Source organism: Nonomuraea sp. NPDC003709, from assembly GCF_040610775.1.
Classification (GTDB): Bacteria; Actinomycetota; Actinomycetes; order Streptosporangiales; family Streptosporangiaceae; genus Nonomuraea; species Nonomuraea angiospora_A.
In genome coordinates this window covers 13,808-40,145 of sequence record NZ_JBEXMW010000048.1, presented here as the reverse complement: position 1 = coordinate 40,145, position 26,338 = coordinate 13,808, and the positions used below count along the sequence as shown (strand labels likewise).

The following is a 26,338-nucleotide window of genomic DNA, read 5'->3' as shown; positions in this document are numbered from 1 at the left end:
ACGTACCAATAGAATGGTTTTGGAGGCGAGATGACGGTGACGCGGCTGCGCGACATCCCGGGCATCGGTGTGGACGCCGTCGGCGACGCGGCCGACGCCGTGGGCGACCCGGAGTTCCTGCGGCTGGAGAACCTCGACACCGACCTGCGGCCGCCCGCCGTCGCCATCGCCGCCACGCATGCCGCCGTCGACGACGACGCGGCCAACAGCTATCTGCCCTTCCAGGGGCGCCGCTCGCTTCGCGCGGCCGCCGCGGCGCACGTCGGGCGCATCTCCGGGCACGCCTACGACGCCGACACCGAATGCGTCAGCGTGGCCGGCGGGCTCAACGGCATCCTCAACACGCTGCTGGCGACCGTCGAGCCCGGTCAGGAGGTCGTGCTGTGCGACCCCATATACGCCGGCCTGGTCAACCGGGTCCGGCTCGCGGGCGGCGTCCCCCGTTTCGTCCCCGCTCAGCCCACCGCGGACGGCTGGACCGTCGACCCCGAACGACTCGCCGACGCCGTCGGACCCGACACGGCGGCGGTCCTGATGATGGGGCCGGCGATGCCGACCGGCCTCGTCCTGGACGAGCACCACTGGTCCGCCCTCGCCGACGCCTGCGAACGCCACGACGCCTGGTTGATCTACGACGCGGCCATGGAACGCATCCGCTTCGACGGCCGCCCTCCCAGCCACCCGGCGGCCCACGAGGGCCTGGCACGACGCACCATCACCGTCGGTTCGGCCTCCAAGGAGCTGCGGCTCATCGGCTGGCGCGTCGGCTGGGTGACCGGCCCCGCCGACATCGTCGCCGACATCCGCCTGGTGGGCCTGACCAACGTCGTCTGCCAGGTCGGCCTGGCACAGGACGCCGTGGCCGCCGCGCTGGACGCGCCCGACGCCGACGCCGACGTCGCCGCCGCCACCGCCGAGTGGCAACGGCGCTGCGAGACGGTCCTGCGCCGGCTCGCCGCGTACCCGGTCGTCCGGCCGCACGGCGGATGGTCGCTCCTCATCGACACCAGGCCCCTGGAGCTGACCCCCGCCGAACTGTCCCGGCGCCTGTTCGACCGGGCGAAGGTCGCGGCCACCCCCATGGACGGCTGGGGCCCCAGCGGCGGGCACTACCTGCGGCTCGTGTTCGCCAACGAACCCGTCGAACGCCTCGCCGACCTCGGCGACCGCTTCCGCCTGGCCATCGGCTGACCATAGACGTGCCGGATATTTGCGCATATCTTGCTAATGCAATTCTGTTGCAATAACTGAGCGGAGCGTCCCCATGCTGATGCCGGAAGCCGGGCCGCAGCGCGTCCTCGCCGCCTCCAACTTCGTCTACACCCTCGGCAGCGGCCTCTACCTGACCGCCGGGGTGCTGTACTTCACCGAAGGGGTCCACCTCCCGGCGAGCCAGGTGGGCCTGGGGCTCGGCATCGCCGGGATCGTCTCGCTGGCCCTGGGCATCGCCGTCGGCCACCTCGCGGACCGACACGGCGCACGCGGCGTCTACACGATCACGTTGGTCGTCCAGGCGCTGGCCACGGCCGGTTTCGTGCTGGCCGACAGCTTCTGGCCGTTCCTCCTCGCCGTGGGCGCGGCCACCGGGGCGAAGGCGGCCGGGCTGGCGGCACGCAGTCCGCTCATCAGACACTACGGCGGCGACCGGCCCCAGGAGTTCCGCGCTTACCTCCGCGCCGTCACCAACGTCGGCGTCTCCTTCGGTGCCCTGCTGGCCGGCTGGGCCGTCCAGGCCGACACCCTCATGGCCTACCGGCTTCTCGTGGCCGGCAACGCCCTCGCCTTCGCCGCTTCCGCGGCAATCCTGATCTGCCTGCCGCCGGTCGCGCCCGGACCGGTCGTCCGCGGGCCCCGCTGGATCGCCCTGCGGGATCGTCCCTACCTGCTGCTCACCGTGCTCGACGGCATCATGGCCGTCCAGTTCAAGGTGCTCACCGTGGCCATCCCCCTCTGGCTGGTCGGGTTCACCGCCGCGCCGCGCTGGCTCGTCTCCGGCACCATGCTGATCAGCACGGTCATGGTGGTCGCGCTCCAGGTACGGGCCAGCCGCGGCGTCGACTCCCCAATGGCCGGCGGCGGCGCCTACCGCCGGGCGGGCGCCGCCTTCCTCGTCTCCTGCTCGCTGATCCCGTTGTCCGCCGGCTTGCCGGCGTGGGGAGCGGCGACGCTCCTGGTGATCGCGGTAGTGATCCATACGATCGGCGAGCTGTGGCATTCGGCGGCGGGCTTCGAGGTCTCCTTCGCCCTCGCGCCGGAGCACGCCACGGGGCAGTATCTGGGGGTGTTCGGGCTGGGCGCCGGACTGGCCGAAGGACTCGGCCCGGCGTTGCTCATCGCGCTCTGCATCACCTGGGGTCGTCCCGGCTGGTACGTCGTCGGAGGGCTGTTCGCCGTGACGGGACTGGCGGCCCCCTTCGCCGTCCGCCGGGCTCAGCGGGACCGCCACCCCGCGGAATTGAGGGCCGCAGCCGGCTAGACGTGAGTCAGCCGGATGTATCCGTACGGGTTGAAGAACAGATCGTCCTCGTCATAACGGTCGCACGCGCCGGTGCGCAGCAACCAGCGCGGAGCGTCCTCGGCCATCCGGAACCCGGCGCCGTCCTCGATCTCCTCCGCGCGCGGATCGGTCAGCAGGTAGATGGCGAGCGTGTCCAGGTGCGCGACGAGCTCGGCCAGCCTGTCCTCCGCCGGAAGCTCCGCACCGACCTCGATCTCCACATCGGGCGCGCCGAGCAGGTGCATGCCGCAGCTGTAGAGCACCTCACCGTCGTGGAGCGGCCGCTGCACCCAGGCGCTGACCAGCGCGCCGGCCAGGGCCTCGTCCGCGGCGTCGGCCGCTCGATCGGCCAGCGCGAGCCAGCGGTCCCGGCCGTGCGCGATCCCGCTGCTCTCGTTCTTCACCGCCGTGGCTCCGGACCGCAGCAGCGCGGCCGTCACCGCCAGCAGCCGCCGGGAGGTGTCGAACGCCAGCTCCCGCATCATCGGCGCGGACAGCAGGTAGCCGACGGTGTCGTGGGACTCCACTGCGGCCCAGTCCGCCTCGTCGAACGAGGCCGCCGCCATACTGGCCTCGAACGCCTCCGGCATCCGAGGGTCGGGTTCGGCCTCGGAGTATTCGCGGTCGAGGACGAAACCGCCGAAGCCGGCCGCAGTCCGTTCTATCTCCGAAAGGTCCAGCCCGGCGCCGAGAACGCAGAGCACGTGCCGAGGAAACGCATCACTCATCCTGGCACGTTATCGATCATTGCCGACGCCTCGGGGCGATTCCCCCGATCTCCCGGAGAGGCCGGCTACGTCCGCTTGGCGACGTGCAGCTCGCACACGCCGTCCGTACACGACCGCCGCAACCGTCCCATCGAGACGGTCTGCGCCAGGCCGATCAGCCAGCACGTCGGGCACCCGCGGAAGGCCAGGAGCGCCACCGGCGCCAGCACCAGGCTGACCGGCCCGATCACCGGGATCAGCGCGACCGAGCCGATCAACGCCCCGAACCCCACCACGCCACGTGCCAGATGCCGAGGCAGTGACGCGCTGGCGAACTCGTGTCCGTCAGTCATCGCACACCCCTTCGCCCAGCCGGTCCTGCACGGCCGCGCGGGCGCGGTGCAGGCGCGACTTCATCGCCGCCACGCTCAGGCCCAGCGCGTCGGCGGTCATCCGGCCGCTGAGGCCCTGGACGTCCCGCATGATCAGCACCTGCCGCTGGTCGGCCGGCAGCGCCGCGATGGCCGCCGCCACCCGCGCCGCCTCCAGCCGCTCGAACACCTCCTCCTCCGCGGACCGCATGGCGGCGCCGTGGAGGGGAGGCGGTGGCCGGAGTGCCAGTCTGGCCCTGCGTACACATTCGTTGCGGATGATCCGGAACATCCACGACACCAGGGCGCCGGTGGCGCGCAGCGTACCGATCTTGCGATAGAGGACGATCAACGCCTCCTGCGCCGCGTCCTCGGCGTCCTCCGGCGTGGCGCACAGGTGACGCGCGAAGCGCCGCACGTGCGGGTGCGCGCCCGACACCAGCGCGGCGATCGACTCGGCGTCGCCGTCGCGGGCCGCCGCGATCACCGCCTCGTCCGGCCAGGTCGTCGTCTCAGCCACGCGTACGCCTCCTCCGCCGCAGCACGACCACGCTACAGGTGCAGATGAGTACGACGGCGACCGCGACTCCCACAGCAACGATCACGACAACCTCTCCTTCGTCGATGACGGAACGCATATGAGAGGCACCGGACCCGCCAGAGGATTCACCCGCCACGCGCGACATCGATGGTGCGGGTTTCGTGCCGGGGCGGCCACGCAGGCGGTGGGCCGAGACCGAGGCCGCGGTGTCGACGCCGTCGATCCGGGATCAGGAGGTGAAGAGATCGAGAAGGGCCGTGCCGCGCCTGGTCAGGTGGACGTAGATCTCCCTGCCGTCGCGCCGCCGGGTGACCAGCCCCGCCGATTCGAGGCGCTTGCAGTGGTAGGTGATCACGCTGGGGTGGCATTTGATGCGCCTGGCCAGAACACCCATCGACATCGGCTGGTCGACGCTGGCCAGGATGGTCGCCCGTGCGTCGCCGAAGAGGAACTGGAGCTGCTCCTCGGTGTCCTTCGGCCGGGGCACCGTCAGGTACGGCGGGGGATAGCCGATCCAGGCGACCTCCGGGCCGTCGAAGCGGACGATGAGCGCGTCCGGCCCGGCGAGCATGGGGATCAGCACCAAGCCCCTGGACTCGATGGAGAACTCGTCGGGACCATAGTCGGGGACGCTCAGCGCGCCCTCACTGAAAGTGCAGTCGGCGTGCACGTCATTGAGCACGACATCGAGTGCTCCTCGGGCGCTGGCCACGGCGATCCGCTCGACTTCGCGATCGAACAGCGCGCGGGTCTGCTGCCATTCCGGATACATGGCGGACCATGCCTGCCCCAGCAGGTCGGCAAATCCGTGCAGCCAACGGCGAGGGTGCTTCATCGCGGGCTGCCAGTGGGGCGGCGGTCTCCCGTCGGTGATGGAGTCCAGCTCTGTTTGTAACGCGTCGGGCGACAGATCGCGAAGCATTTCGAGCTGCGTGGGAACGTCCAGATCCCGGCTGAAGTCTCCGGGGAACGCGACATCGGGAAATATGGTGTAGCCGGGTGCCGAGAGCGAATCCACCACCATTCCGTCGGGTGCCACCGCGGCAGAGCGCACCAGTTGCCGCCACCGTTCGGGGGCACCCCTGTCCCGGCCCGCGAGCGCATCGCAGATCAGCGCGAGCATGGACAATCCGGGGACCATCGTCACGGTCACGGGTACCCGATCAAGTCGCTCAATGACCAGGCGCGTGCGCATTGGTAACCCTTCCTCTCGAGCTTCGGCAAATAGGAAGCAGCGTCTCACGATGGCGCATACAAACTTGCTTCAGCGGTCGGCAGGGATACCGGAAAGCGGTGATCGCCCGCGTCCTGGTCACACGTCCGCATCACCTGATCTGGCTGGCGCGCAGATGTTCGCGTACGGCGGGAGTAAGCACCTGACCCGCCCGGTCCGCCATGAGCGTCATGTGGTACGCGACAAGCGCCGCGTCGCAGTCGGACTCGGAGAGCACGGCCAGGCAAGCGCTTTCGCCGATCGACATGGTGGTCAGCATCATGCCGTTCGCCATCTCCACCATGCTCTGAACGACCCCACCCCCGTCGAGGGCGCAGGCCGCGGCCACCGACAGGCCGACCAGCCCAGAGGTGATCGCGGCCAGCCGGCCGGCCCGGTCGACGGGGAAGCCCGAGGACGTCGCCAACGGCAGGCCGTCGGCGGAGAAGAGAACGACGTGGACGACTCCTGGAACGATGCCGACGAATTCGCTGATCAGCCAGTCGACCTCGTACGCCATGTAGCTCACGTCGTTCATGCGCCCTGTCCTCTGTGCTTCGGGTCAGGGGCGGCCCTGCCCATGCTGATGTCGTCGCGAGCGGACCGGTAGCCCTGCTGGAAGCTGGACAGGCGGCTGCGTACCCGGTCCGCCGAGACGGACGGCATCGGCGGGACATCTTGGGGCGTGGAGGCCGTGGTGGCCGAGCCGGGCACCAGGTTGGCCTTGGGCACCCGCTTGGGCAGCCCGGTCGCGGTCTCACCGTCGCGCACCGGCTCCACGGCGGCGGCTTTGGCGGCGTTCCATCCGGCGTCGGCCGCCCCCCAGCTGACTCCCTGCTCGAACCACGCCGACTCGATCGAGGCATAGATCGGCAGATACTCGTCCGAGGCCGCTTTGGCGGCCGGAATGGGACCGGTGGATGCCGACGCCGTGTCGGGGAAGTCATAACCGGACGGCCGCTGCGGCGCGTCGTCCATGCCGCCGCGCAGGCCCAGGTTGGGGCGCCTGGGGAAGAGCGTTTCCTGGCTCGGCGGGTCGTACGATCTCCTCGGCGGCGCCCACGGGTCAGCGACGGCGTACGAGCCGGTGTCGGCGGACGGCCAGCCGCCGGATCCCCCCGGCCTCTCCGACGGCGTGAGCCAGGCGCCGGACGGGTTGGACGGGTACGAAGGATGGGCCGGACCCATCTGGAACGAGCCCCACTGCGGTGGGGTAGGGACAGCCTCGGCGGAGCCGCCGGGATAGCCGGGCGCCTGCGCGGCGAGCATCGCCTCGGGCATGAGGATCATCGCGGTGAGCCCTCCGGATTCGTGCGGGCGCAACTGCACCCGGACTCCGTGGCGGTGGGCCAGACGCGCGACCACGAACAGGCCCATGCGCCGCGACACCGACACGTCCACGGTGGGAGCGTCGATGAGGCGGTCGTTGGCGATGGTGAGCTCGTCCGGGGTCATGCCGATGCCGGAGTCGGTGATCGACAGCATCATGCCGCCCCCGTCGATCCTGCTGCCCGACACCGTCACCTGGGTCTCCTGCGGCGAGAACGACAACGCGTTCTCCACAAGCTCGGCGAGCAGGTGGATGATGTCGTTGACGGCCTGGCCGGCCACCGCGACGCCGTCGGGCACCTGGAGGATGACCCGCTCGTAGTTCTCGACCTCCGACAGCGAGGCGCGCGCGACGTCGACCAGCTTGACGGGCTTGCTCCATCGGCGGGGCGTCTCCTGGCCGGCGAGAACCAGCAGGTTCTCGCTGTTACGCCGCATACGGGTGGCCAGGTGGTCCAGCCTGAACAGGTTGCCGAGCCGCTGCTCGTCCTGCTCGCCCTGCTCCAGACCGTCAATGAGGGTGATCTGCCGCTCCACCAGCGTCTGGCTGCGGCGCGACAGGTTCACGAACATCGCGTTGACATTGGCGCGCAGGCGGGCCTCCTCGCCCGCCAGCCGGACCGCCTCACGGTGGACCTCGTCGAACGCCCGCGCCACCTCGCCGATCTCGTCCTTGGAGGAGATGGCGATCGGCGGCACGTGTATCGCCTTCGTGTCGACCTCGCTGTTGCGCAGCTGCCGCACGAGCTCGGGGAGCCGCTGGCTGGCGATCATGAGCGCGTCCCTGCGCAACCGCCTGAGCGGCCGGACGAGCGAGCGGGCCATGACCGCGGTGATGGCGAGGACCAGGAGCAGCAGCACGGCGAGGATGATGATGTTGAGCGTGGCCGCGGACCGGTCGCTGGACTGAATATCGGCGCTTCGGGTGCCGACCTGCTCCAGCAACGCCCGCTGAACGGTGTGCAGCCGGTCGACGGTGTCGCTGATGGCGTTGAACCACAGGGTGACGTCGTTGGAGGTCGAGGTGTCGAGCCGCCGCAGGGGCAGGCCGGCATTGGCGAGGAACACGGCCCTGTTGATGTAGAACTCGCCCCGGCCGACCTCCACGCTGGCGACCGTGTTGTCGTGGAACTGCCGCTGCGCCAGCGTGGCCACGGCGCGAAACGAGGCGCGTTCGCTCTCGCGGTTGGAGCGGGCGTCGAGGAAAGCCTTGCGCTCGGGCTCTTCGAACGACCCTTTGACCAGCGCGATCGTCAACAGGCCTCGCAGCTTGGCGGCCTCCTCCTCCGATCGGGCGACGGCTCGCAGCGCGGCGCTGGTGGAGATCAGTTGCTCGTCCGTCGAGCCCTGCCCCACCTCGTCGTACAGTTGCAGCATCTCCGCGATGACCTCGGAGTACTTCTCCATCGTCGGGAGCGGCGGCAGCTGCGCGTTCTGCCCGGACACGGTGGCACGCAGCGAGGCGAGCTGGGTCAGCCTGATGCGGACGAGGGCCAGCTTCCTGCGACCGAGATCGGACAGCGAGTCCTCGACCTCCGCGGCCGTCGCGTTCGTGCGCTGCACGCTGGAATCGACGATCCGCCGCTGGGCCGTGAGCTGCTCCAGCTGCGCCGATTCCCTGTCGGAGGCGACATAGTACGCGGAAAGGTCTCGCTCGAGTGCCATTTCGCGGGACAGCTCGCCGAGCTGCGTCACCAAGGAGCCCACATTGCTGATGCGCTGATTCTGCTCCGCGCTGCTGATCGATATGCCGACCCGCAGCGCGCCCAGGACCACGGCCACCAGGGTCGGAATGGCGATAAGCGTGATGAGGCGGGTTCGCACCCGCCAGTTCCGCAACGCCATCGGGTTCCCATGAGCGGGAACCTGCTCCACCGACGCCTGCTCCGGTGACTTCTCGTCGGCCACGAACCGTTCCTGCAGAACGGGAACGCCGGCACGACCAACTTGGGTCATCTTTGTCCTTACCGATGGCAAGCGTCCCCCGGACGGCCTGCCTCGGGAGACTTCAGCCACGTCGCTGACTGAACGCGGGCAAGCTCCGGCGCCACTGACCGAGCACGGGCAAGCTCCGGCGCAATTCGACCACAAACCCCATTAGCTGGCCAACGCCAATCAAGGTACTAGATAAATCAACATTTGCACGTCTCTGCAAACATCACACACAGTAACTCGGCAGTTCGATCCCAGGAGCATCGGATCATTCGGCGCCGCACCCGCTGTTAGCGCTGGTGACGCAATTCATTTGCAGAGAAATCCAAGAGAAACGTCATCCGTCGCGCTTCAGCATCGATCTCGCCTTCGGTAATCTTCACGCTCGGTGCCCCGGTGCCGATCACCGGAGGCTTCCTGTGTTAGGAGAACTTCAAATGACCTGCAAAGTGCGCCGTCGCACTCTCGTGCTCGGCGTTACCGCCACTCTGTTATTCACCGGCTGCGGCGGAAACGGCCAGTCGGCCGGCTCGGGCGGCAACGGCCTGGAGAAGGCCACCATCAGGGTCGGCGCCATGCCGATTCCCGACCCCGTCTCCCTCTACATCGCCATCAACAAGGGCTTTTTCCAACAAGAGGGCCTGACGGTCGAGCCGGTCGCCATCGTCGGCGGCGCCGCGGCCCTTCCGCAGATCAAGAGCGGTCAGCTGGACATCACTCAGACCAACTACGTCTCGACCTTCCTGGCGGTGAGCAAGGGCGAGAAGTTCAAGCTCGTCGCGGACATGTACCAGGCCGGCCCGAACGCCTACAACATCATGGTCCCGAAGGATTCGCCGATCAAGACCGTCGCGGATCTCAAGGACAAGACCGTCCTGGTCAACAACTTCCGGAACATCGCCACGCTGGCCGTCACGACCCAGCTGAAGGTGGCCGGTCTCACCGAGAACGACGTCAAATTCGCCGAGAAGCCCTTCCCCGACATGGGCAACGCGCTCCAGGCCGGACAGGCCGACGCCGCCTGGATCACCGAGCCGTTCATCACCGCCAACCAGAGCAAGCTGGGCTTCCGCAAGATCGCCGACACCATGACGGGGCAGACCGAGGACCTGCCGATCGCAGGCTGGATGGCCTCCGACGACTGGGTCAAAAAGAACCCGAAGACGCTGGCCGCCTTTCAGCGAGCCATCGCCAAGGCGCAAGAACTCGCGTCGAACGACCGTAAGGAGATCGAGGCGATCCTGCCCAAGTACACGAAGATCGATGCGAAGACCGCTTCGGTCATCACCCTGGGCACCTTCCCGAGCGCGCTGAGCGCCAACAGGCTGCAAAAAGTCGCCGACCTCATGCTTGAGTACAAGTACCTCGAGAGTCCGATCGACGTGAAGTCGGTCATCGCGACGCCGTCGGACGGATGAGTCATTCGCGGTCATTCCGCAGCGTCGCCGGCGTTGTGGCGTTCCTCGTCGCGGGAGAGCTGGTGATCCGGTTCGGGCTGGGCGACGGCGTGATCTTCCCCGCGCCCTCCGACATCCTGATGGAGGCCGCGCGGCTGGCGGTCGACGGAGAGTTCCTGCTGGGAGCGCTCACGACGCTCACGAACTGGGCACTCGGCCTGCTGGTGGCGGTGGCGGTGGCGGTCCCGGCAGGCGTCCTGCTCGGCGCGCTGGCCCCGGTGGAGCGCGCCGCCCGGCCCGTACTGGAGTTTCTGCGGCCCATTCCCTCGGTCGCGGTCATCCCGCTGGCGATCCTGCTGATCCCGGTGGACGGCCTGATGAAGGTCGGCGTCATCGTGTACGCGTCCGTCTGGCCGATCCTGTTCAACACGTTGTACGGCATGCACGACGTCGACCCGCTGGCGAAGGATTCGCTGCGTAGCTTCGGATTCGGGCCGGTGGCCGTGCTCGGCAGAGTGAGCCTGCCCAGCGCCGCGCCTTTCGTCGCGACCGGTGTCCGGATCGCCTCCGGGGTCGCGCTGATCATCGCCGTCAGCGCCGAGCTGTTCGCCGGTGGAACCGCGGGCCTGGGCGTCTTCGTCATCCAGGCGGGCAGCGGCAACAGGACCGACCTCGTCATGGCGGCCACGTTGTGGGCCGGCATGTTCGGCCTGCTGGCCAACGCCTCGCTGCGGGCAGCCGAGCGCCGTCTGTTCGGCTGGCACCTGGCGCGGACGGGTGCGGCGCAGACGTGAGATCACTTGCCGGGGTCCTGGTGATCCTCCCTGTCATCGCCGCCTGGGAGCTCGTCACGCGACGGCTCGGAGACACCGACTTCCCACCGCCCACGAGCATCGTCGCCCGGATGCACGAGCTGTGGTTCTCCGGCCCGGCCGCGCGCCTGTTCCTCACCGACGACGCTGTGGACAACATCCTGCCCAGCATGGGACGCATGTTCTCCGGCTGGTTGCTGGCCGCGTTCATCGGAGTGGTGGCCGGCGTGGCACTGGGGCGCTCGCGGGTCGCGGCCGACTACGTGGACGCGCTGATCGAGTTCGGCCGTGCCGTTCCGCCGCCCCTGCTGCTGCCGCTGTTCCTGGCGCTGTTCCAGGCCGGCCTGGCCATGCAGCTCGCCGCGATCGTCTCCGGCGTGATCTGGCCCGTACTGCTCAATTCGATCGACGGAGCCAGGAACGTCGACCGCACCTACACCGAGACCGCCACGGTCTTCGGACTGTCGAGACCGCAGCGGCTACACCGGATCGTCATCCCCGCCGCCTCGCCCAAGATCTTCGCGGGCCTGCGACTGAGCCTGTCCCTCGCGCTGATCCTCATGGTGATCTCCGAGGTGTTCGGCAGCACGAACGGCATCGGCTACCAACTGCTGGTGGCGCAGCGGAGCTTCGACACACCCGGCGTCTGGGCGACGATCGCTCTGCTGGGCATTCTCGGTTATATCGTCAACGCGCTGTTCGTGCTCGCGGAGCGCCGGCTGCTGGTCTGGCACAGGCAGGCGAACCGTACGCCATGACTTCTGGGAAAAGGACACATGCCGTCATCCGACAAGCTCCTCTGGGAAGCGGTCTCCGGTATCTCCCGATTCGCTGCACTCTTGACCATGACGGAGCTCGGCGTGGCCGATCAGCTCGCGCATGGGCCGCTCGACACCGAAGAGCTCGCCGCACGGTGCGGGGCGCACGCTCCCTCGCTCCGCCGGGTCCTGCGCGAGCTGGCGGGCATCGGAGTCGTCCGTCCGTCCGGCGCCGACCGATACGCCCTCACCGAGGAGGGCTCGGCGCTCCGCTCGGACATCCCCGGCTCGATCCGCTCCTCCATGCGCATGCTGGGCGAGGAGAGCTTCTGGTACGCCATGGGCAAACTGCCGGACACGGTACGCGAGGGCAGCTCCGCGTTCGTCACCAGGTATGGAGAGCTCTACGAGCACCTGGCCCGCCATCCCGACATCAGCCACATCTTCGACGACTACATGACCGCCAGGGCCGACGCCTTCACGCGGGTCCTGGTCACGCGTTATGACTTCACCGGCGTCGGCACCATGGTCGACGTCGCCGGAGGCAGCGGCTCGATCCTGGCCACGGTCTTGCGCGCCAATCCCGGCATGCGGGGCATCCTCCTCGATCTCGACCACGTGGTGGCCCATGCCGGGGACGTGCTGGCCGCCGAGAGCCTGGCTGATCGGTGCGAGGTGGTGGCCGGGAACTTCTTCGACTCGGTGCCCTCGGGAGGGGACGTCTACCTGCTTGCCAGCGTCCTGCACAATTGGGGCGACGACGACGCTGTGCGCATTCTGCGAAATGTCCGGCACGCCATGAAACCCGGCGGGCGCGTGCTGATCCTGGAAGTGGTGCTGCCCGACGACGCTGAGCCGCATCTGGGCAAGGACCTGGACCTGCGGATGCTGGCCATCTTCAACGGCGGCTCGGAACGGAGCCGACAGGAGTACGCGCAGCTCTTCGCCTCGGCCGATCTGGAACTGGGAGAGGTTGTGGAGTTGGGCGCGGGAGCAAGCCTCCTCGAGGCCAAGCCCATCTGACCCGGTCCGCATCGAGTGGCGCCTCAGGGTTGGTGCTATGCGGAGGAGTGAGCGTAGCTACGGAGGAAGGCCCGCACGCCCGCGGTGACGAGCCGGTCGACCTCTTCCTGGGGAAGGGGGACGGCGCCGTAGAACGTCTACTGGTTCACGTCGGTGATGGTCAGCAGGGTGAGGTGGGCGGCGGCGAGGTCGGCGTCGTCGAGCCGCAGCAGGCCGCGCTCGGCGATCTGGCGCTCATCATGCTGGCCACCGGCTCCATCGCCGCGCTGCTGTTCACCCGGCGGGCCGCTCGGCTCGGTCCCGCCGTCACCCGATCCGTCCTGCTGGCCGCGGGCGCCACGGCCGTCGCCCTGCCGTCGATCGCCCCGTGGCCGGTGCTCGTCGCGGCGTCCACGGCGTTCGCGGTGTTCGCCGCCACAGCGGCGATGGCCTGGTACGCGACCCGCGGCGGCGCCGTCGTACCGGACGAGCACCGGGCCACCGCCGTGAGCCTGCTCACCCTGTGCTACCAGCTCGGCGGCGCCTTCGGCCCCGCGCCGGCCATCCTCCTGCTCGCTTGAGCGCCGGCAGCGCCGGGATCGCCGCCAGCACCACGGCGGTCAGCGCGGCGATACCGAGGAACGTCCTCTGCACCCCGGTGGCATCGGCGAGCAGCCCGAAGTACGCCGGGCCCGCGAGGTAGCCGAGATAGGCAACCGTGGAGATGGCGGACGTGGCCCGTCCTCGTGACCCGTCGGGAACGGGCCGAAGCCCGTAGGACAGCAGGGTGGGAAAGAGCGCCGAGGTGCCGACGGCGGCGGCGATGACGCCTCCCAGGGCGAGCGGCAGCGTGGCCGCGAACGCCGTCAGCACGCCACCGGCCGTGGCGATCGCGCTTGCCACGACCAGCGTGGCGATCGGGCGGCGCAGCGTGACCGTACCGGTGGCGAAACGGGTCAGTGCCGCCGTTGTGGCGAACGCCGCCGGCGCGACGGCGGCCAGCGCCGGCGAGGCGGTGAACGCGTCGGTCAGCAGGACGGCGCTCCAGGACTGGTAGGCGTTCTCCGCCGCGAACGCGAACGCGCCGATCGCCCCGACCATGACCAGCGCGATCCACCCCGACATGCGACCAGGACGCGTGGCGGCGCCCTCAGGTGCGGCGGCGTCGTCATCAGCATGGGCCGGTCGCGTCGCGGTGACGACGGCCAGACCGAGCGCCACGACCACCACCGCGCCCGCGGCGAAGTTCACCAGCAGGCTGTCCGCGATCGCGGTGAGTGCACCGGTGGCCAGGCTCGAGAGCGCGACCGTGGCGGAGAACGCCGCGTGCGAACGGGTCACGACGGGACGTCCGGTTCGCTTCTCGACCGTCGCCGCCAGCGTGTTGAGCGCCACATCGGCCGCTCCCGAGCAGGCTCCCATCAACAGGATGCCGGCGCACAACGCGGCATAGTTCACCGCGGCGGCGGAGAGCACGACACCCATGACACCCAGCAGCGCGAGCAGTACTCCGGTGACACGCAGACCGAGCGCGTCGACGAGCCGCCCGGCCAGCAGCATGGCGGGCAGAGCTCCGGCGGCGATGAAGAGCAGTACGACGCCGAACTCCGCATCGCTCACACCGGCCTGGGCTCGCAGCAGGGGCAGGCCGGCACCCCACACACCCCAGAAGGCGCCGAAACCGGCGAAGCCGAGAAACGGCGCCGCGCGAAACATGCCGCCGGGGCGGGCGATCACTGTGGACATATGTGTAACGCTACACAACTAGAATGGCACCGTGCCAACCGACCGCAGACGCGTGACACTGAAAGATGTGGCGGCTCGTGCCGGGGTGTCACCCATGACCGCCTCCTACGCCTTCACCCGGCCTGCCCGGGTCGCGACCGACACCCGCGAACGCGTGCACCGCGCCGCCGACGAGCTGGGATATCACCCCGACGCCGTGGGCCGCGCGCTGAAATCCGGTCGAACGCATCAGATCGGGGTGGTCTTCAGCGAGCATCTGGCGTACGCCTTCGACGATCCCCAAGCAGCGCAGTTCCTGGCCGGGGTCGCGGAGGTCTGCGTCGAGGAAGGCCGGGGCCTCACGTTCATCCCCACACGGGGCGATGCCGCCGACGCCGACCGCGTGCTGTCCGCGGCGGTCGACGGCTTCGTGCTGTGGACCACCGCAGAGGACGACCCGGTGCTGGCGGCAGTCGCCGACGACCCCCGTCCCGCTGTCATCCAGGGCGGCCCACCACGCCAGGGGATCGCGTGCGTCACCCAGGACGACTACCGGGCCGCGCTCGCGGTCGCCTCCCAGGGACTCCGCGAAGGCCGGACGCCCGTCGTGATCTCATTCCCGCTCGATCGCGACCGCGAGCACATGGTGACGACCGGCGCCGAGCTGCCGCCACGCGCACCGTTCCCCGTCACCGACGCCCGCCTGCGTGGCTACCGCACCGCCATCGAACAGGCCGGGCTCGACTGGACGAGCACGCCGATCGCCGTCGTGGCCCGCAACACCCAACAGGACGGCCTCGCCGCGGCACGAGAACTCGCCCCCCAGCTCACCCCCACCGCGCTCATCATCGCCATGAGCGACGAACTCGTCCTGGGAGCCCACCAGGCCCTCCAGGAGACTCACCCGGAGGCTGCCTACCTCGGCTGGGATGCCTCACCGGCCGGCCGCCGGCTCGGCATCACGTCCGTCACCAACCCGCTGCGAGACCAAGGCCGCCGCTGCGCGCAGCTGGCACTCAACCCCGGCCACCCGAACGACCAGGAGATCCCGTGGACCATCCGAACCGGACGAGAGTCCGTTACGTAGCTCTTTACGTGTCCTGATACCTTATTTATAGGTGTGCCGGGAAGTCTGGTCGGCAAGTGAGCGACCCGACCCCTGCCGAAGGAGCGGAGTTCCATGCCCGGCACCAGCCCCACGCGCGTTCCCCGCCTGTTCAGCCGGAGCACCTGGCCCGAAGCGCGCCGCATCGCCGACATCCTGCGCAAGGAAACCATCGGCGGGGCACTGCTGCTCGCCGCCGCGCTCACCGCGCTGATCTGGGCCAACTCGCCGTGGGCGCAGACCTACCAGGACCTGCGCGCCATCGAGGCCGGCCCTGCCGCTCTGCACCTGAACCTCGACCTGGCCACCTGGGCCGCGGACGGGCTGCTGGCCATCTTCTTCTTCGTGGCCGGTCTGGAGCTGAAACGGGAGTTCGTCGCCGGCGATCTGCGTGACCTGCGCCGGGCCGTGGTGCCGGTGGCCGCGGCAGCCGGCGGCGTGGTGGTGCCCGCACTGGTGTATCTGGCGGTCGCCGGCGGAACGGCGGCCAGGGGGTGGGCGATCCCGACGGCCACCGACATCGCCTTCGCGCTGGCGGTGCTCGCGGTGATCGGCCGTTCCCTGCCGGACGCGCTGCGCACGTTCCTGCTGACCTTGGCGGTGGTGGACGACCTGATCGCCATCGTCATCATCGCCACCTTCTACACCTCACACCTGTCGGTGCTCCCGCTGCTGGCCGCTGTGGTGCCGCTGGCGATCTTCGCTGTGCTGGTACGGCGTGGGGTACGTGCGTGGTGGCTGCTGCTGCCGCCGGCGTTCGCCTGCTGGGCACTGGTGCACGCCTCAGGGGTGCACGCCACCGTGGCCGGGGTGCTGCTGGCTCTGACCGTCCCCGTACTGTCCCGGACACCGCCGGGCGGCACGGAGGGACCGGGCCTGGCCGAACATTTCGAGCACCGGTTCCGCCCGCTGTCCGCCGGTGTGGCCGTGCCCGTGTTCGCGTTCTTCTCCGCCGGGGTCGGCCTCGGTGGCCTCGGCGGGCCGGCAGGAGCGTTGAGCGACCCCGTGGCGATGGGGATCGTGGCCGGGCTGCTGGTCGGCAAGCCGGTCGGCATCCTGGCCGCCACCTGGCTGGTGGCCCGCTTCACCCGCGCCACTCTGGACGAAGGGCTGGCCTGGATCGACATGGCCGGGCTGGCCGTCCTGGGCGGCATCGGGTTCACCGTGTCGCTGCTGATCGGGGAGTTGGCGTTCGGAACGGGCGAGGCCGACGCGCGGTTCAAGATCGCGGTCCTGGCCGGTTCCCTGACCGCGGCCCTGCTGGCCACGGTGATCCTTCGGCTGCGTGCCCGCGTCTACCGGCGCATCCACCGGTCCGAGACCGCCGACTCCGACCATGACGGGATCCCCGATCTCTACCAGCGGCCCTAGCTCTTCGCCCGCGACGCCCTGGCTGCCCTCCACGGATGTGCCGCACGCACACGTCCGGTGCGGCAAAGGTGTGGCGGGCGGCACTGGAACGGCCACGGCGCTCAAGTGACGATGGCGGCCGGTCTCGGGGTTGCCGACCGACTCAGGGAGCACTCATGCCCGACACGACCGTCATGCCCGCCCTGCCGGCCTCCACGGCCTCGCCGCCATGCCCCGGCTCCCGGATGCCGGCGCGCACCGTCGACGACACCGGCCACCACACGATCCTGCTCGCCGCGCGCGTTGCCGCCGCGGTCGCCGAAATCCCGTAGACAGGAGGCCCAAATGCGTTGCTTATGGACGGTCGCGGTGATGCTGACCGCACTGCTCGTACCGACCGCGGCCCATGCCGCGACCCCCTCGTACCTGACGCTGGAAGCCACGTACGCCAATGTCGCGAACGGTTGGTCCTCGGTGGAGCGGTACCTGGACACCACGTCCGGGTTCACCCAAGAGAGCTACCCGCCGGACGGCCGCGGAGATCAGGACGGCCAGCGGCTGAGCTTCTTCGGCGGCGTCAAGCGGCCGTTCTCCGGCCGGTTCCTGCTGTACCACGCACCCGGTTGGAACGCCAACCCCAAGGCCACTCCGGTACTGCTGGTCCACGGCGCCAACGACAATCCGGACCGGGCGTGGGCCAATCCCGGCGAGTCCGGCGGCTTCGGCTGCGGCGCCATAAGCTGCCCGAGTACCGGCCTGATGCAGCACCTGTCGAACGCCGGATACCGGGTCTTCGCCATCGGGTTCGCGCACAAGGAAGGCGACAACCTGATGCAGGCCCAGGAGGTCGGCGACGCGATCGCGATCATCAAGGCCAAGCTCGGGGTGTCCGCTGTGGATCTGGTGGGCTGGAGCAAGGGTGAGATGTCGGCGCGGATGTACGTGTCGTCGGTCAAGCCGAGCTGGGGCCGTTCGTACGCCGGCGACGTGCGCAAGCTCATCACGCTCGGCGGCCCGAACGCCGGCTACGACTATCCGTTCGCTCACGGCTGGGCGCACGACTTCTCGATCTGGCCGGAGTGCGGCGGCAGCGTCAACTCCCCCGCGCCACACACGTACATGACCTGCTACGGCATCTACGCCAACCATCCGGAGTTCTCGTTCGTACCCGCCGGCGGGTTCGACTGCTATCCCGGGCAGCGGCAGATGCTGGCGCGCTTCGACGGCACCCACGGCATCGACCAGACGCAGCAGGACTGGTACACCACGTACTACGGCGGACAGGGCTTCTACACCTCCGGGCCCGGCATCCAGGCCGCGATCAACGCGGGCTCGCTGATCTCGCGAATCCAGCAGGCGGGTGTGCCGGCGTCGGTGGCGACGTACCTGCTGGCCGGCGGGTCGCCCAGCGTCGTGGGCATCTACAACGAGAACCGGGGACCCAGCGACGGCGTGGTGTTCGTCAGCAGCGCGCTGTCCACGGTGGGCATCGGTACGGTGGCCGGCACCGCGCTGATCGCCGGTGCCAACCATCTCCAACTCGGCTGGTACCCCGGGGTCAAGTCGCAGGTCGCGAGCTGGCTCGGCTGACAGGAACAGTACGACCTCTCGGACCCCCCTGGGGGCTTCAGTGGCCTATGCAGCCTCCCCCGGAGGGGTTGGTGAAGTCGACCGGCGTGGCGCCCGGCTGGAAGTCGCCGTCCTGGGCGTGCCCCTCCTGGTCCACGCCGAAGTTCACGTGCGGGCAGGAGCTGATCGCCCGCACCGACAGCCGCAGGTCGTTGCCCTGGACGGTGGCGCGGTTCATGCCGCCGACCGCGATCCCGGTGCCGACGACCGCCGTCAGGCCGTTGGTGGTGTTGTCGCGTACCGACAGCCCGGCGCCGTCGTCGGCGCGCTCGCCGAACCACATCCGGGTCCCGGCCGCGATGCCGATGTCGGCGTGCGTGTCCGGGCCGGTCCAGAAGGCGTTCCCCGACACGGTCGCGCCGGTGAAGTCGTGCGTCACGTCCCCGCCGTACAGGGCGTCCACGACGATCGCCCCGTACGCCGCATTACCTGCGTTCAGCACGACATTGCCCCGCACGCTCGAACGCTGGGTCGCTGGGCTCGAACGGAACAGCACGATCCCCACATCCGTAGCGTCCACGATCCCGTTGCCCTCGACGACGGCGTTCTCGCAGGAGACGGAGATGCCGTCGGTCCAGCGGCCCACGCCGTCGTGCATCACATGCTCCGACGAGTACGCGGTGACAAGGTTGCCGCTGATCACGGCCCTCGGGCACGGCCGATTGTCGCCGCTGCCGAGCGCCAGCAAGCTGCTCCAGCCCCGGCTGTCAGAGATCTTCGAGCCGCTGACCTCGGTGCCGTCGCCGCCCATGAGCTGGACGTTGATGGCGTTCAAGGTGAAGTTCGTGTACGCGCCGCGCTGGCCGTCCACCCAGACGCCACGCAGGCGGGCGCCGCTCTGCAGCCGCACGACCGGCTCGCCGAAGGAGGCAGCGCGCACCAGGCGCCCCTGCCGGGCATACTCGCGGGGCGACGGCGTCCCGGTGGTGGCCAGCGTACGACCAGGGGGTATGACCAGCATCGCGCCGACCCGCACCACCGCCTTCTCCGCCAGGTACACCGTGCCGCCCTCGGGAGTGGCGTCCAGCAGCGCCTGAAGCTGCTCGCCCGTGCCGCCCGCGAACCCGGCGCCCTTGGGGGTGAGCGTCAGGGCAGGCGCGGTGCCGTAGTGGTAGCTCGCGGACGAGCCGCAGATGGTCGCGGCGAGCGAGGCCAGCTCGCCGCTGGAGACGATCGCGTCCACGATCTGCGGCCAGCTCCGCGCGCCCCCGGTCAGCAGCCCGGTGAAGTGGTCGAACCCGCTCCGATCGGGCTCGCGGTTGAGCGCGCCCCGGTAGAGCGCCAGGACACGCTCCTCGGCGTCGTAGTTCAGGGCCATGAACTCTGCCGAGGTGTAGAAGCCCCGCGCGAAATCTCTGACGCGGTCCGGCGAGCAGCCCTTGGCGGCGAAGTCGCCGACCGCCGCGGACCAGCCGCTGGGGTCGGGCATCCTGCCCAGGGCCTCGCTGTACAGCTTGGCGAAGAACTGGGCCGGGACCTTTCCCGCCGCCGTCGCGGGCGTCGCTCCCACCGACAGGCACGTCGAGAGGAACGCCAATACAGCGCAGATCGTACGTCTCACGGCGTCGAAAGCTACCGAGGCCGGACGTCGCCACGCCGACGCTTCAACGAATATGGACGTATCGCCGGCGCTGCGACCTTGCGCCGCTCGGTCCCTCCGAGACCGAGGTCACGCTCACCTACGACTGGTCGGCGCGGCAGCCAGTCTTTCGCCACATTCAGAAGAGCTTTATGTGCACAGTGCCCGGCGGCGTGGCGGAGGGCGAGCCGGCGGGCCCACCCTGACCTGGCGCCGGGGGCTGCCTGGTCACGTCGGGAGTCCCTTCCGAAGTGGAAGGCTCGGACGGCTCCGGCACGCTCTGCGTCGGCTTCGGCGTCAGAGTGGGGGCCGGCGTGGGGGTGCGGGTGGTCGGTGATGTGGAGGGGGTGGAGGACGGAGACGCGCCTGTCGGCGTCGAGGTGGCTGACTCCCGATACGGAGCCGGAGCCGGAGACTCGGCGTGCCTGCTCTTCTTGGAAGATGGTTTGCGGGGTTCGGCCCGTTTCCGGGACTTGCCGGTCACCTGGTCGGCCACCGTCTGATCAACGATCACCTGGTAGGTCAGGATGCCGCCCATACTGACGCAGAACACCAGCGCGGCCGCCACACCCAGCTTGGCCCACGGCAACGCCTTCAGAAGTGCCCCGGCCCGCGCGGACCGCCGCGCCGCGCCATCACCCGCCTCGGCTGTCCGCTCGTGCCACGCGCTCACGGCATGCTGCCTGACCTTGTCGCCGGTGCGCTTGAGATAGTGCGTGTAAACGTCGGTGGCCACCGTGCTGGCGAGGCTCATCACAGCGGCGCCGATCACCGTGCCGGCGACGCCCAGGTACGACGCCGCGACCGCCGCCGTGACCGCGGCCATCGCGCTTCCCACGATCTGTGGCACGCTGAGCGCCAGCCTCCGAGGCTTTCTGCCCGCTTCTCGGATTCGGTCCCTCTTGGTCATGCGAGTGGTGGAAGCCTTCTCGTTCATGGACGCGCACGCGCCCTGTCGTGCCTGTGTCGTGCGGACCTTTCAGGGCCACGCGTGGCTCGGCGGACCGGTGGTGGAGACCGGGGTGCAGACCCGCTCGCCTGAAGAGGCAGCCGGCTCGACCACTATGGCCCGGCGGACAGAGGCGGCTGATGCGACACACGGCGCCATGTCGGATCGTGACGGCACCCTTGCATTTATGCGGAATTCGCCCGCCGCACCGTCCCGAGTCCGGCACACCCGTGCTGGAGGCGTTGCGGTCGAAAGGGCCGAGCGGGTCGCCGGGCCGATGGGATGAGCAGCGCTCAGGCCCCGGTGAGGGCACGGCCGTGGTCGGCCGCGTACGCGGCGAACACCTCCGCAGGTGATCCATTCGTGTGGAGGAAACGCTGGTCAAGGATGGTGGCGAGGTCTTCCAACGCACCGGCGAGCAGGTCGGCCGTCAGGCGCACATCTGCCCGTCGGGCTGCCTGCCCGCGCTGGGCGAGGCGAGTGGCATAGCCGATCGTGGCCGCCAGGGACGAGTGGTCCTCACCGTCATGGAAGTAGTAGGCCTCCGCGTACTGGGTGAAGTCGATACGGACACGCACCACCTCGGTGGCCAGGCTTCCCAGCAATGACGCACCCGCAGCGCAGTCGAGCTGCCGCATGGACGGGTCCGAGCGGTGCAGCAACGCCAACCGGATCGCGAGCACTCGCCGGCGGGTCAGCGTCGGATAGATCTCCAGCACCCAGGAGACGGTGGCCGTCAGCAGGACGAAGCCGATAAGAGCTTCGAGGGGCGAGACCACGCGGAGCCAGCCTGCGACAGGCACGATGTCCCCGAGCCCGAGGGTGGCGACCATGACGAGCGACAGGTAGACGCAGTCGAGGAGTGCCGGCTCCTGCGACAGCCCGGAACCGGGTGCGAAGGCGAACGCCTCCGGCATGTGGGGCCAGTAGACGATGGCCCAGCCCATGATGATGGTGACGGCCCACATGCCGACCACCGTCGCCATGGCGAGCGGACCGACGAGCCCCACAACGCGCCTGCGCGCTCGGAGATGCCGGGCCAGTTTCCACAACGCCGCCATGACGAGCCGGCTCAGCCCTCCGTGGCGGGTGGGGTGCCAGAGCGTGTGGAACAGGTCTCGTAGGGCGGCCATGATGAGCGCGGCCCCGAGCAGCGAGACCAACCACTCCATTCGTCTCTCCCGCAGTGGCTGTCCTGTGGAGCGGCTGGACGATCCGTGCAGCCAAGGCCGGGGGGATCTGCCGCCCGAGCCGGGCCGCGCTTGGAGCCTAGGCCGCAGGCACCGTCGGTGAACGCAGACTCGCCGTATCGGAGGCGGTCGGACTGCGCGGCTCGCTCATACGTTCGAGTCTGTCGAACAGCGGGTATGGACCCAAGACACAGGCGTTTCCCCAGCTCACGGTCGGTGTGGTATGTCCTTCACGCAGCGTCAACAACAGCCTGGCAACAACCTTCCCGCCCTCCGGGCGCGATGCCCCATGAGCCTCGCGAGACGGAATAGGCTCATGCGAGGATCCGGGCCGATGCGAAGTTGGGGGAACGGGTGAGCAAGTCGTTCGTGCATCTGCACGTCCACACCGAGTACAGCATGCTGGACGGGGCGGCCAAGCTGAAGCCGCTGTTCAAAGAAGCCGAACGATTGGACATGCCGGCGATCGCCATGAGCGACCACGGCAACATGTTCGGTGCGTACGAGTTCCAGAAGGTCGCGTCGGGCACACCGGTCAAACCGATCATCGGGATCGAAGCGTATGTGGCCCCACACAGCCGGTTCGTGAAGAAGCCGGTGTTCTGGGGGCAGCGGGCCGAGACCGGCGTGGCGGACGGCGAGGGTGGCAAGGACGTCTCCGGCGGTGGCCGGTTCACCCATATGACCATGTGGGCCAAGGACGCGAACGGGCTACGCAACCTGTTCCGGCTGTCATCCCTGGCGTCGTTCGAGGGCTACTACTCCAAGCCGCGCATGGATCAGGACCTGATCTCGCAGTACGCGACCGGGATCATCGCCACGACCGGCTGCCCGTCCGGCGCGGTGCAGACCCGGATCCGGCTGGGCCAGTACGACGAAGCCGTCAAGGTCGCCGGCGAGTACCAGGAGATCTTCGGTAAGGAGAACTACTTCCTGGAGCTCATGGACCACGGCATCAGCATCGAGCGGGAGGTCCGGGAGGACCTGCTCAGGTTGGCCAAGCAGCTCAACATTCCGCTGCTGGCCACCAACGACTCCCACTACGTGACCGAGGACCAGGCCGACGCCCACGACAGCCTCCTGTGCGTCGGCGTGGGCAAGAACAAGGACGACCCGAACCGGTTCCGGTTCAACGGATCCGGCTACTACCTCAAGCCCGCCGACGAGATGTACGCCCTGTTCCCGGAGCTGCCCGAGGCATGTGACAACACGCTGCTCGTGGCCGAGATGATCGGCGACTACGGCGACGTGTTCGCCCAGGTGGACCGGATGCCCGACTATCCGGACGTGCCCGAGGGGGAGACCCAGGAGTCGTGGCTGCGCAAGGAATGCGAGCGCGGCCTGGAGATGCGGTACGGCACCCCGATTCCGGCCGAGGTGATGGATCGGTACGAGACCGAGATGAAGGTCATCGGTCCGATGGGGTTCTCCTCGTACTTCCTCGTCGTGGCCGACATCTGCAAATATGCCCGTGACAACGGCATCCCGGTCGGGCCCGGCCGTGGATCGGCTACCGGTTCGATCGTGGCGTACGCCACCCGCATCACCGAGCTCGACCCGCTGGAGCACGGCCTGCTGTTCGAGCGGTTCCTCAACCCTGAGCGGATCAACCCGCCGGACGTCGACCTCGACTTCGACGACCGCCAGCGCGATCGCATGGTGGCCTACGTCACCCAGAAGTACGGCAGTGAGTTCACCGCGCAGGTCAACACCTTCGGCACGATCAAGGCCAAGGCCGCCGTCAAGGACTCGAGCCGGATTCTCGGCTATCCGTTCGCGATGGGCGACAAGATCACCAAGGCGATGCCACCGGATGTCATGGGCAAGGGCGTCCCCCTCGCGGACATCTTCAACGAGAGCCACCCCCGCTACAACGAGGGCACCGAGCTCCGCGCCCTGTACGAGAACGACCCCGACGTCAAGAAGGTCATCGACACCGGCCGCGGCATCGAGGGGCTGATCCGCGGCACCGGCGTGCACGCCGCCGCGGTCATCCTGTCCTCGACCCCGCTGCTGGACCTGATCCCCATGCACATGCGGGACAAGGACGGCGTGGTCATCACAGGGTTCGACTACCCGTCCTGTGAAGACATGGGTCTGGTCAAGATGGACTTCCTGGGACTGCGGAACCTGGGCATCATCGACCACGCCATCAAGATCATCAAGCAGAACCGGGGCGTCGAGCTCGACACCCTGACGATGCCGCTCGACAACGCCAAGACCTACCAGCTCCTGGCCCGCGGCGACACGCTCGGCGTGTTCCAGCTCGACGGCGGCCCCATGCGGTCGCTGCTGAAGCTGATGGAACCGACCCGGTTCGAGGACATCGCCGCCGTGCTCGCCCTCTACCGGCCGGGCCCGATGGCGGCCAACGCGCACACCAACTACGCCCACCGCAAGAACGGCCGCCAGGACATCGAGCCGATCCACCCGGAGCTCAAGGAAGCGCTCGAACCGATCCTCGGCCCCACCTTCCATCTGCTCGTCTACCAGGAGCAGATCATGGCCGTCGCCCGCGAGCTGGCCGGCTACACCCTCGGCGGCGCCGACCTGCTGCGCCGCGCCATGGGCAAGAAGAAGAAGGAGATCCTGGACGCCGAGTTCGCCAACTTCCAGGCCGGCATGCGCGGCAACGGCTACAGCGACGAGGCGATCCAGGCGCTGTGGGACGTCATGCTGCCCTTCTCCGGGTACGCGTTCAACAAGTCCCACACCGCCGGCTACGGTCTGGTCGCCTACTGGACCGCGTACCTGAAGGCCAACTACCCCGCCGAGTACATGGCCGCCCTGCTCACGTCGGTGGGCGACGACAAGGACAAGGCGGCCGTCTACCTGGCCGAGTGCCGCAAGATGGGCATCCAGGTGCTCCCGCCCGACGTCAACGACTCCCAACTCGACTTCGTCGCGGTCGGGGACACGCAGGTCCGGTTCGGGATGGGCGCGGTCCGCAACGTCGGGGAGAACGTCGTCGAAGGGATCGTGAAGGCCCGCAAGGAGAAGGGCCGCTTCACCGACTTCAACGACTTCCTCGGCAAGGTGCCGCTCACCGCCTGCAACAAGCGCGTCATCGAATCGCTGATCAAGGCGGGCGCGTACGACTCCCTCGAACATCCGCGCAAGGGCCTGCTCATGATTCACGAGCAGGCCGTCGAGTCCGTCATCGACATCAAGAAGAATGAGGCGCACGGCCAGGACTCGCTGTTCGGCGGGATGGACGACACCGGCGACGACGCGGCGTTCACGATCGCCGTCCCCGAAGGCGAGTGGGACAAAAAGACCAAGCTCGACTTCGAGCGGGAGATGCTCGGCCTGTACGTGTCCGACCACCCGCTGGCCGGCACCGAGCGGCTCCTGGCCAGGAACCGGGACACCACGATCGCCGACCTGCTGGACAGCGGCCGCGACGACCGCGGCGACGTCCAGGTGTCCGGCCTGGTCACCAAGGTGGACCGGCGGGTGAACAAGGCAGGCAACACGTGGGCCATCCTCACGGTCGAGGACATGGACGCCGCCGTCGAATGCCTGTTCTTCCCCCGCAACTACGAGCTGTACGGGCCGGAGCTGCGGCCGGACATCGTGGTGTCGGTGAAGGGCCAGATCAACAACCGGGACGGCGCGATCTCGGTCTTCGCCCAGGAGATGGCCCTCATCGATGTGTCCGGCGTCAACAGCGAGTCCGGCGCCCCGATCACGCTTCTCCTGCGGGAAGAGCGCATCACTCCGACCCTGCTGGACGAACTGCGCCAGGTGCTCAAGATGCACCAGGGCCGCGTACCGCTGCACATCAACCTGCGGCGGCCGGCGGGCAAGGTCATGGTGATGTCGCTACCGGAGTGGCCGGTCAACGCCGAACCGAGCTTCGCCGCCGATATCAAGGCGCTGCTCGGGCCTGAAGCACTGTCGCTTTGAGCCGGCGGATCGAGGTCATCAGCTCCGACGACGCGCCGGGGTGCCCCCGCTGCGGCCGAGAGGGGTTGCTGTACGCACGCGTGCCGAACGGCTGGTACAACGCCGTCGGCACGCGGGTGGAGGGCTACACCGGGGTGGTGCTGTGCTCGGACTGCGACACGGATGATCCGCACGCCGCCCCACTGATCTCGTGGTTCCACGTCAACGGTGAGCCGGACGACGAGGACCACGAGTTCGTGCGGTTGTTCACTGCATGGGCGACCGACGTGTTCGTACCGATGCTGAATGAGCAGGCGCTGGAGGACGAGATCGAGCAGTGGCGGCGCAGCGAGCTTTGACGCCC

General features: G+C 68.9%; 23 protein-coding genes. 13 read left to right on the top strand and 10 right to left on the bottom strand.

Translation table 11 applies throughout. The annotated features are described in order from the left end of the window. The first annotated feature begins 30 nt into the window (after nucleotides 1-30). Nucleotides 31-1,191: a pyridoxal phosphate-dependent aminotransferase gene (locus tag ABZX61_RS62690; RefSeq protein WP_355212042.1), complete on the top strand. Its 1,161-nt coding sequence runs from the start codon at nucleotides 31-33 to the stop codon at nucleotides 1,189-1,191. A 73-nt stretch (nucleotides 1,192-1,264) separates the two neighbouring features. Then, nucleotides 1,265-2,476, top strand: coding sequence for an MFS transporter (locus ABZX61_RS62685; protein ID WP_355212039.1), 1,212 nt, complete (start codon nucleotides 1,265-1,267; stop codon nucleotides 2,474-2,476). On the opposite strand, the gene ABZX61_RS62680 is transcribed toward ABZX61_RS62685, so the two are convergent. From ABZX61_RS62680 to ABZX61_RS62655, 6 genes are all read right to left on the bottom strand, one after another. Beyond that, a complete protein-coding gene (locus tag ABZX61_RS62680) occupies nucleotides 2,473-3,225 on the bottom strand; it encodes a hypothetical protein (protein WP_355212036.1) in 753 nt (250 codons plus the stop codon). The two genes, ABZX61_RS62685 and ABZX61_RS62680, sit on opposite strands and share 4 nt — an antisense overlap. Nucleotides 3,226-3,290: 65 nt before the next feature. Next, nucleotides 3,291-3,557 (bottom strand): hypothetical protein, encoded by a 267-nt coding sequence (locus ABZX61_RS62675; protein ID WP_350724289.1) that lies wholly within the window; start codon nucleotides 3,555-3,557, stop codon nucleotides 3,291-3,293. After that, nucleotides 3,550-4,095 carry a sigma-70 family RNA polymerase sigma factor gene (locus ABZX61_RS62670; protein ID WP_350724287.1) on the bottom strand — a complete coding sequence of 182 codons (546 nt, stop codon included), beginning with the start codon at nucleotides 4,093-4,095 and terminating at the stop codon, nucleotides 3,550-3,552. The genes ABZX61_RS62675 and ABZX61_RS62670 overlap by 8 nt, the downstream gene beginning before the upstream one ends. Nucleotides 4,096-4,345: 250 nt before the next feature. Next, nucleotides 4,346-5,311, bottom strand: a complete 966-nt coding sequence (locus ABZX61_RS62665) for a helix-turn-helix domain-containing protein (protein WP_355212032.1) — start codon at nucleotides 5,309-5,311, stop codon at nucleotides 4,346-4,348. 130 nt (nucleotides 5,312-5,441) lie between these two features. Beyond that, a complete protein-coding gene (locus ABZX61_RS62660) occupies nucleotides 5,442-5,867 on the bottom strand; it encodes a roadblock/LC7 domain-containing protein (RefSeq protein ID WP_355212029.1) in 426 nt (141 codons plus the stop codon). Further along, on the bottom strand, nucleotides 5,864-8,614 hold the full coding sequence (locus ABZX61_RS62655) for a nitrate- and nitrite sensing domain-containing protein (protein WP_355212026.1): 2,751 nt from the start codon (nucleotides 8,612-8,614) through the stop codon (nucleotides 5,864-5,866). Before ABZX61_RS62655 ends, ABZX61_RS62660 begins: the two co-directional genes overlap by 4 nt. A 395-nt stretch (nucleotides 8,615-9,009) precedes the next feature. Here ABZX61_RS62655 and ABZX61_RS62650 point away from each other — a divergent pair, with 395 nt between their 5' ends. From ABZX61_RS62650 to ABZX61_RS62630, 5 genes are all read left to right on the top strand, one after another. Next, nucleotides 9,010-10,008 carry an ABC transporter substrate-binding protein gene (locus tag ABZX61_RS62650; RefSeq protein ID WP_355212023.1) on the top strand — a complete coding sequence of 333 codons (999 nt, stop codon included), beginning with the start codon at nucleotides 9,010-9,012 and terminating at the stop codon, nucleotides 10,006-10,008. A gap of 35 nt (nucleotides 10,009-10,043) precedes the next feature. Continuing rightward, nucleotides 10,044-10,781: an ABC transporter permease subunit gene (locus ABZX61_RS62645; protein ID WP_355212020.1), complete on the top strand. Its 738-nt coding sequence runs from the start codon at nucleotides 10,044-10,046 to the stop codon at nucleotides 10,779-10,781. Next, nucleotides 10,778-11,557, top strand: coding sequence for an ABC transporter permease (locus tag ABZX61_RS62640; RefSeq protein WP_355212018.1), 780 nt, complete (start codon nucleotides 10,778-10,780; stop codon nucleotides 11,555-11,557). The genes ABZX61_RS62645 and ABZX61_RS62640 overlap by 4 nt, the downstream gene beginning before the upstream one ends. Before the next feature lie 87 nt (nucleotides 11,558-11,644). Next, entirely contained in the window at nucleotides 11,645-12,580 is a 936-nt protein-coding gene (locus ABZX61_RS62635; RefSeq protein ID WP_355212015.1) for a methyltransferase, read from the top strand. Nucleotides 12,581-12,627: 47 nt separating this feature from the next. Next, nucleotides 12,628-13,140 carry a hypothetical protein gene (locus tag ABZX61_RS62630; protein ID WP_355212012.1) on the top strand — a complete coding sequence of 171 codons (513 nt, stop codon included), beginning with the start codon at nucleotides 12,628-12,630 and terminating at the stop codon, nucleotides 13,138-13,140. Here the strand turns inward: ABZX61_RS62630 and ABZX61_RS62625 are convergent. After that, nucleotides 13,076-14,305 (bottom strand): MFS transporter, encoded by a 1,230-nt coding sequence (locus tag ABZX61_RS62625; protein WP_355212009.1) that lies wholly within the window; start codon nucleotides 14,303-14,305, stop codon nucleotides 13,076-13,078. The genes ABZX61_RS62630 and ABZX61_RS62625 overlap by 65 nt on opposite strands. Before the next feature lie 31 nt (nucleotides 14,306-14,336). Here ABZX61_RS62625 and ABZX61_RS62620 point away from each other — a divergent pair, with 31 nt between their 5' ends. The 4 genes from ABZX61_RS62620 to ABZX61_RS62605 all read left to right on the top strand — a co-directional run bounded on the left by ABZX61_RS62620 (nucleotide 14,337) and on the right by ABZX61_RS62605 (nucleotide 18,329). Beyond that, nucleotides 14,337-15,371, top strand: a complete 1,035-nt coding sequence (locus ABZX61_RS62620; protein ID WP_355212007.1) for a LacI family DNA-binding transcriptional regulator — start codon at nucleotides 14,337-14,339, stop codon at nucleotides 15,369-15,371. Between the two features lie 93 nt (nucleotides 15,372-15,464). Next, on the top strand, nucleotides 15,465-16,760 hold the full coding sequence (gene nhaA, locus ABZX61_RS62615) for a Na+/H+ antiporter NhaA (RefSeq protein WP_355212004.1): 1,296 nt from the start codon (nucleotides 15,465-15,467) through the stop codon (nucleotides 16,758-16,760). Between the two features lie 155 nt (nucleotides 16,761-16,915). Further along, complete coding sequence (locus ABZX61_RS62610; protein ID WP_355212001.1) at nucleotides 16,916-17,071, top strand: hypothetical protein; 156 nt, start codon at nucleotides 16,916-16,918, stop codon at nucleotides 17,069-17,071. Nucleotides 17,072-17,084: 13 nt separating this feature from the next. Next, nucleotides 17,085-18,329 (top strand): hypothetical protein, encoded by a 1,245-nt coding sequence (locus ABZX61_RS62605; RefSeq protein WP_355211998.1) that lies wholly within the window; start codon nucleotides 17,085-17,087, stop codon nucleotides 18,327-18,329. A gap of 37 nt (nucleotides 18,330-18,366) precedes the next feature. On the opposite strand, the gene ABZX61_RS62600 is transcribed toward ABZX61_RS62605, so the two are convergent. From ABZX61_RS62600 to ABZX61_RS62590, 3 genes are all read right to left on the bottom strand, one after another. Then, the gene (locus ABZX61_RS62600) at nucleotides 18,367-19,929 is read right to left on the bottom strand and encodes a DUF4214 domain-containing protein (protein WP_355211995.1); all 1,563 of its coding nucleotides are present in this window, start codon (nucleotides 19,927-19,929) and stop codon (nucleotides 18,367-18,369) included. Nucleotides 19,930-20,086: 157 nt separating this feature from the next. After that, nucleotides 20,087-20,773 (bottom strand): hypothetical protein, encoded by a 687-nt coding sequence (locus tag ABZX61_RS62595; protein WP_355211992.1) that lies wholly within the window; start codon nucleotides 20,771-20,773, stop codon nucleotides 20,087-20,089. Between the two features lie 416 nt (nucleotides 20,774-21,189). Then, nucleotides 21,190-22,068, bottom strand: coding sequence for a potassium channel family protein (locus ABZX61_RS62590; protein WP_355211989.1), 879 nt, complete (start codon nucleotides 22,066-22,068; stop codon nucleotides 21,190-21,192). Between the two features lie 372 nt (nucleotides 22,069-22,440). On the opposite strand from ABZX61_RS62590, the gene dnaE reads away from it, so the two are divergent. Together dnaE and ABZX61_RS62580 are read left to right on the top strand one after the other, a co-directional pair. Beyond that, a complete protein-coding gene (gene dnaE / locus ABZX61_RS62585) occupies nucleotides 22,441-25,995 on the top strand; it encodes a DNA polymerase III subunit alpha (RefSeq protein WP_350724253.1) in 3,555 nt (1,184 codons plus the stop codon). Further along, entirely contained in the window at nucleotides 25,992-26,333 is a 342-nt protein-coding gene (locus ABZX61_RS62580; protein ID WP_355211986.1) for a DUF6300 family protein, read from the top strand. Before dnaE ends, ABZX61_RS62580 begins: the two co-directional genes overlap by 4 nt. The last annotated feature ends 5 nt before the right edge of the window (nucleotides 26,334-26,338 follow it).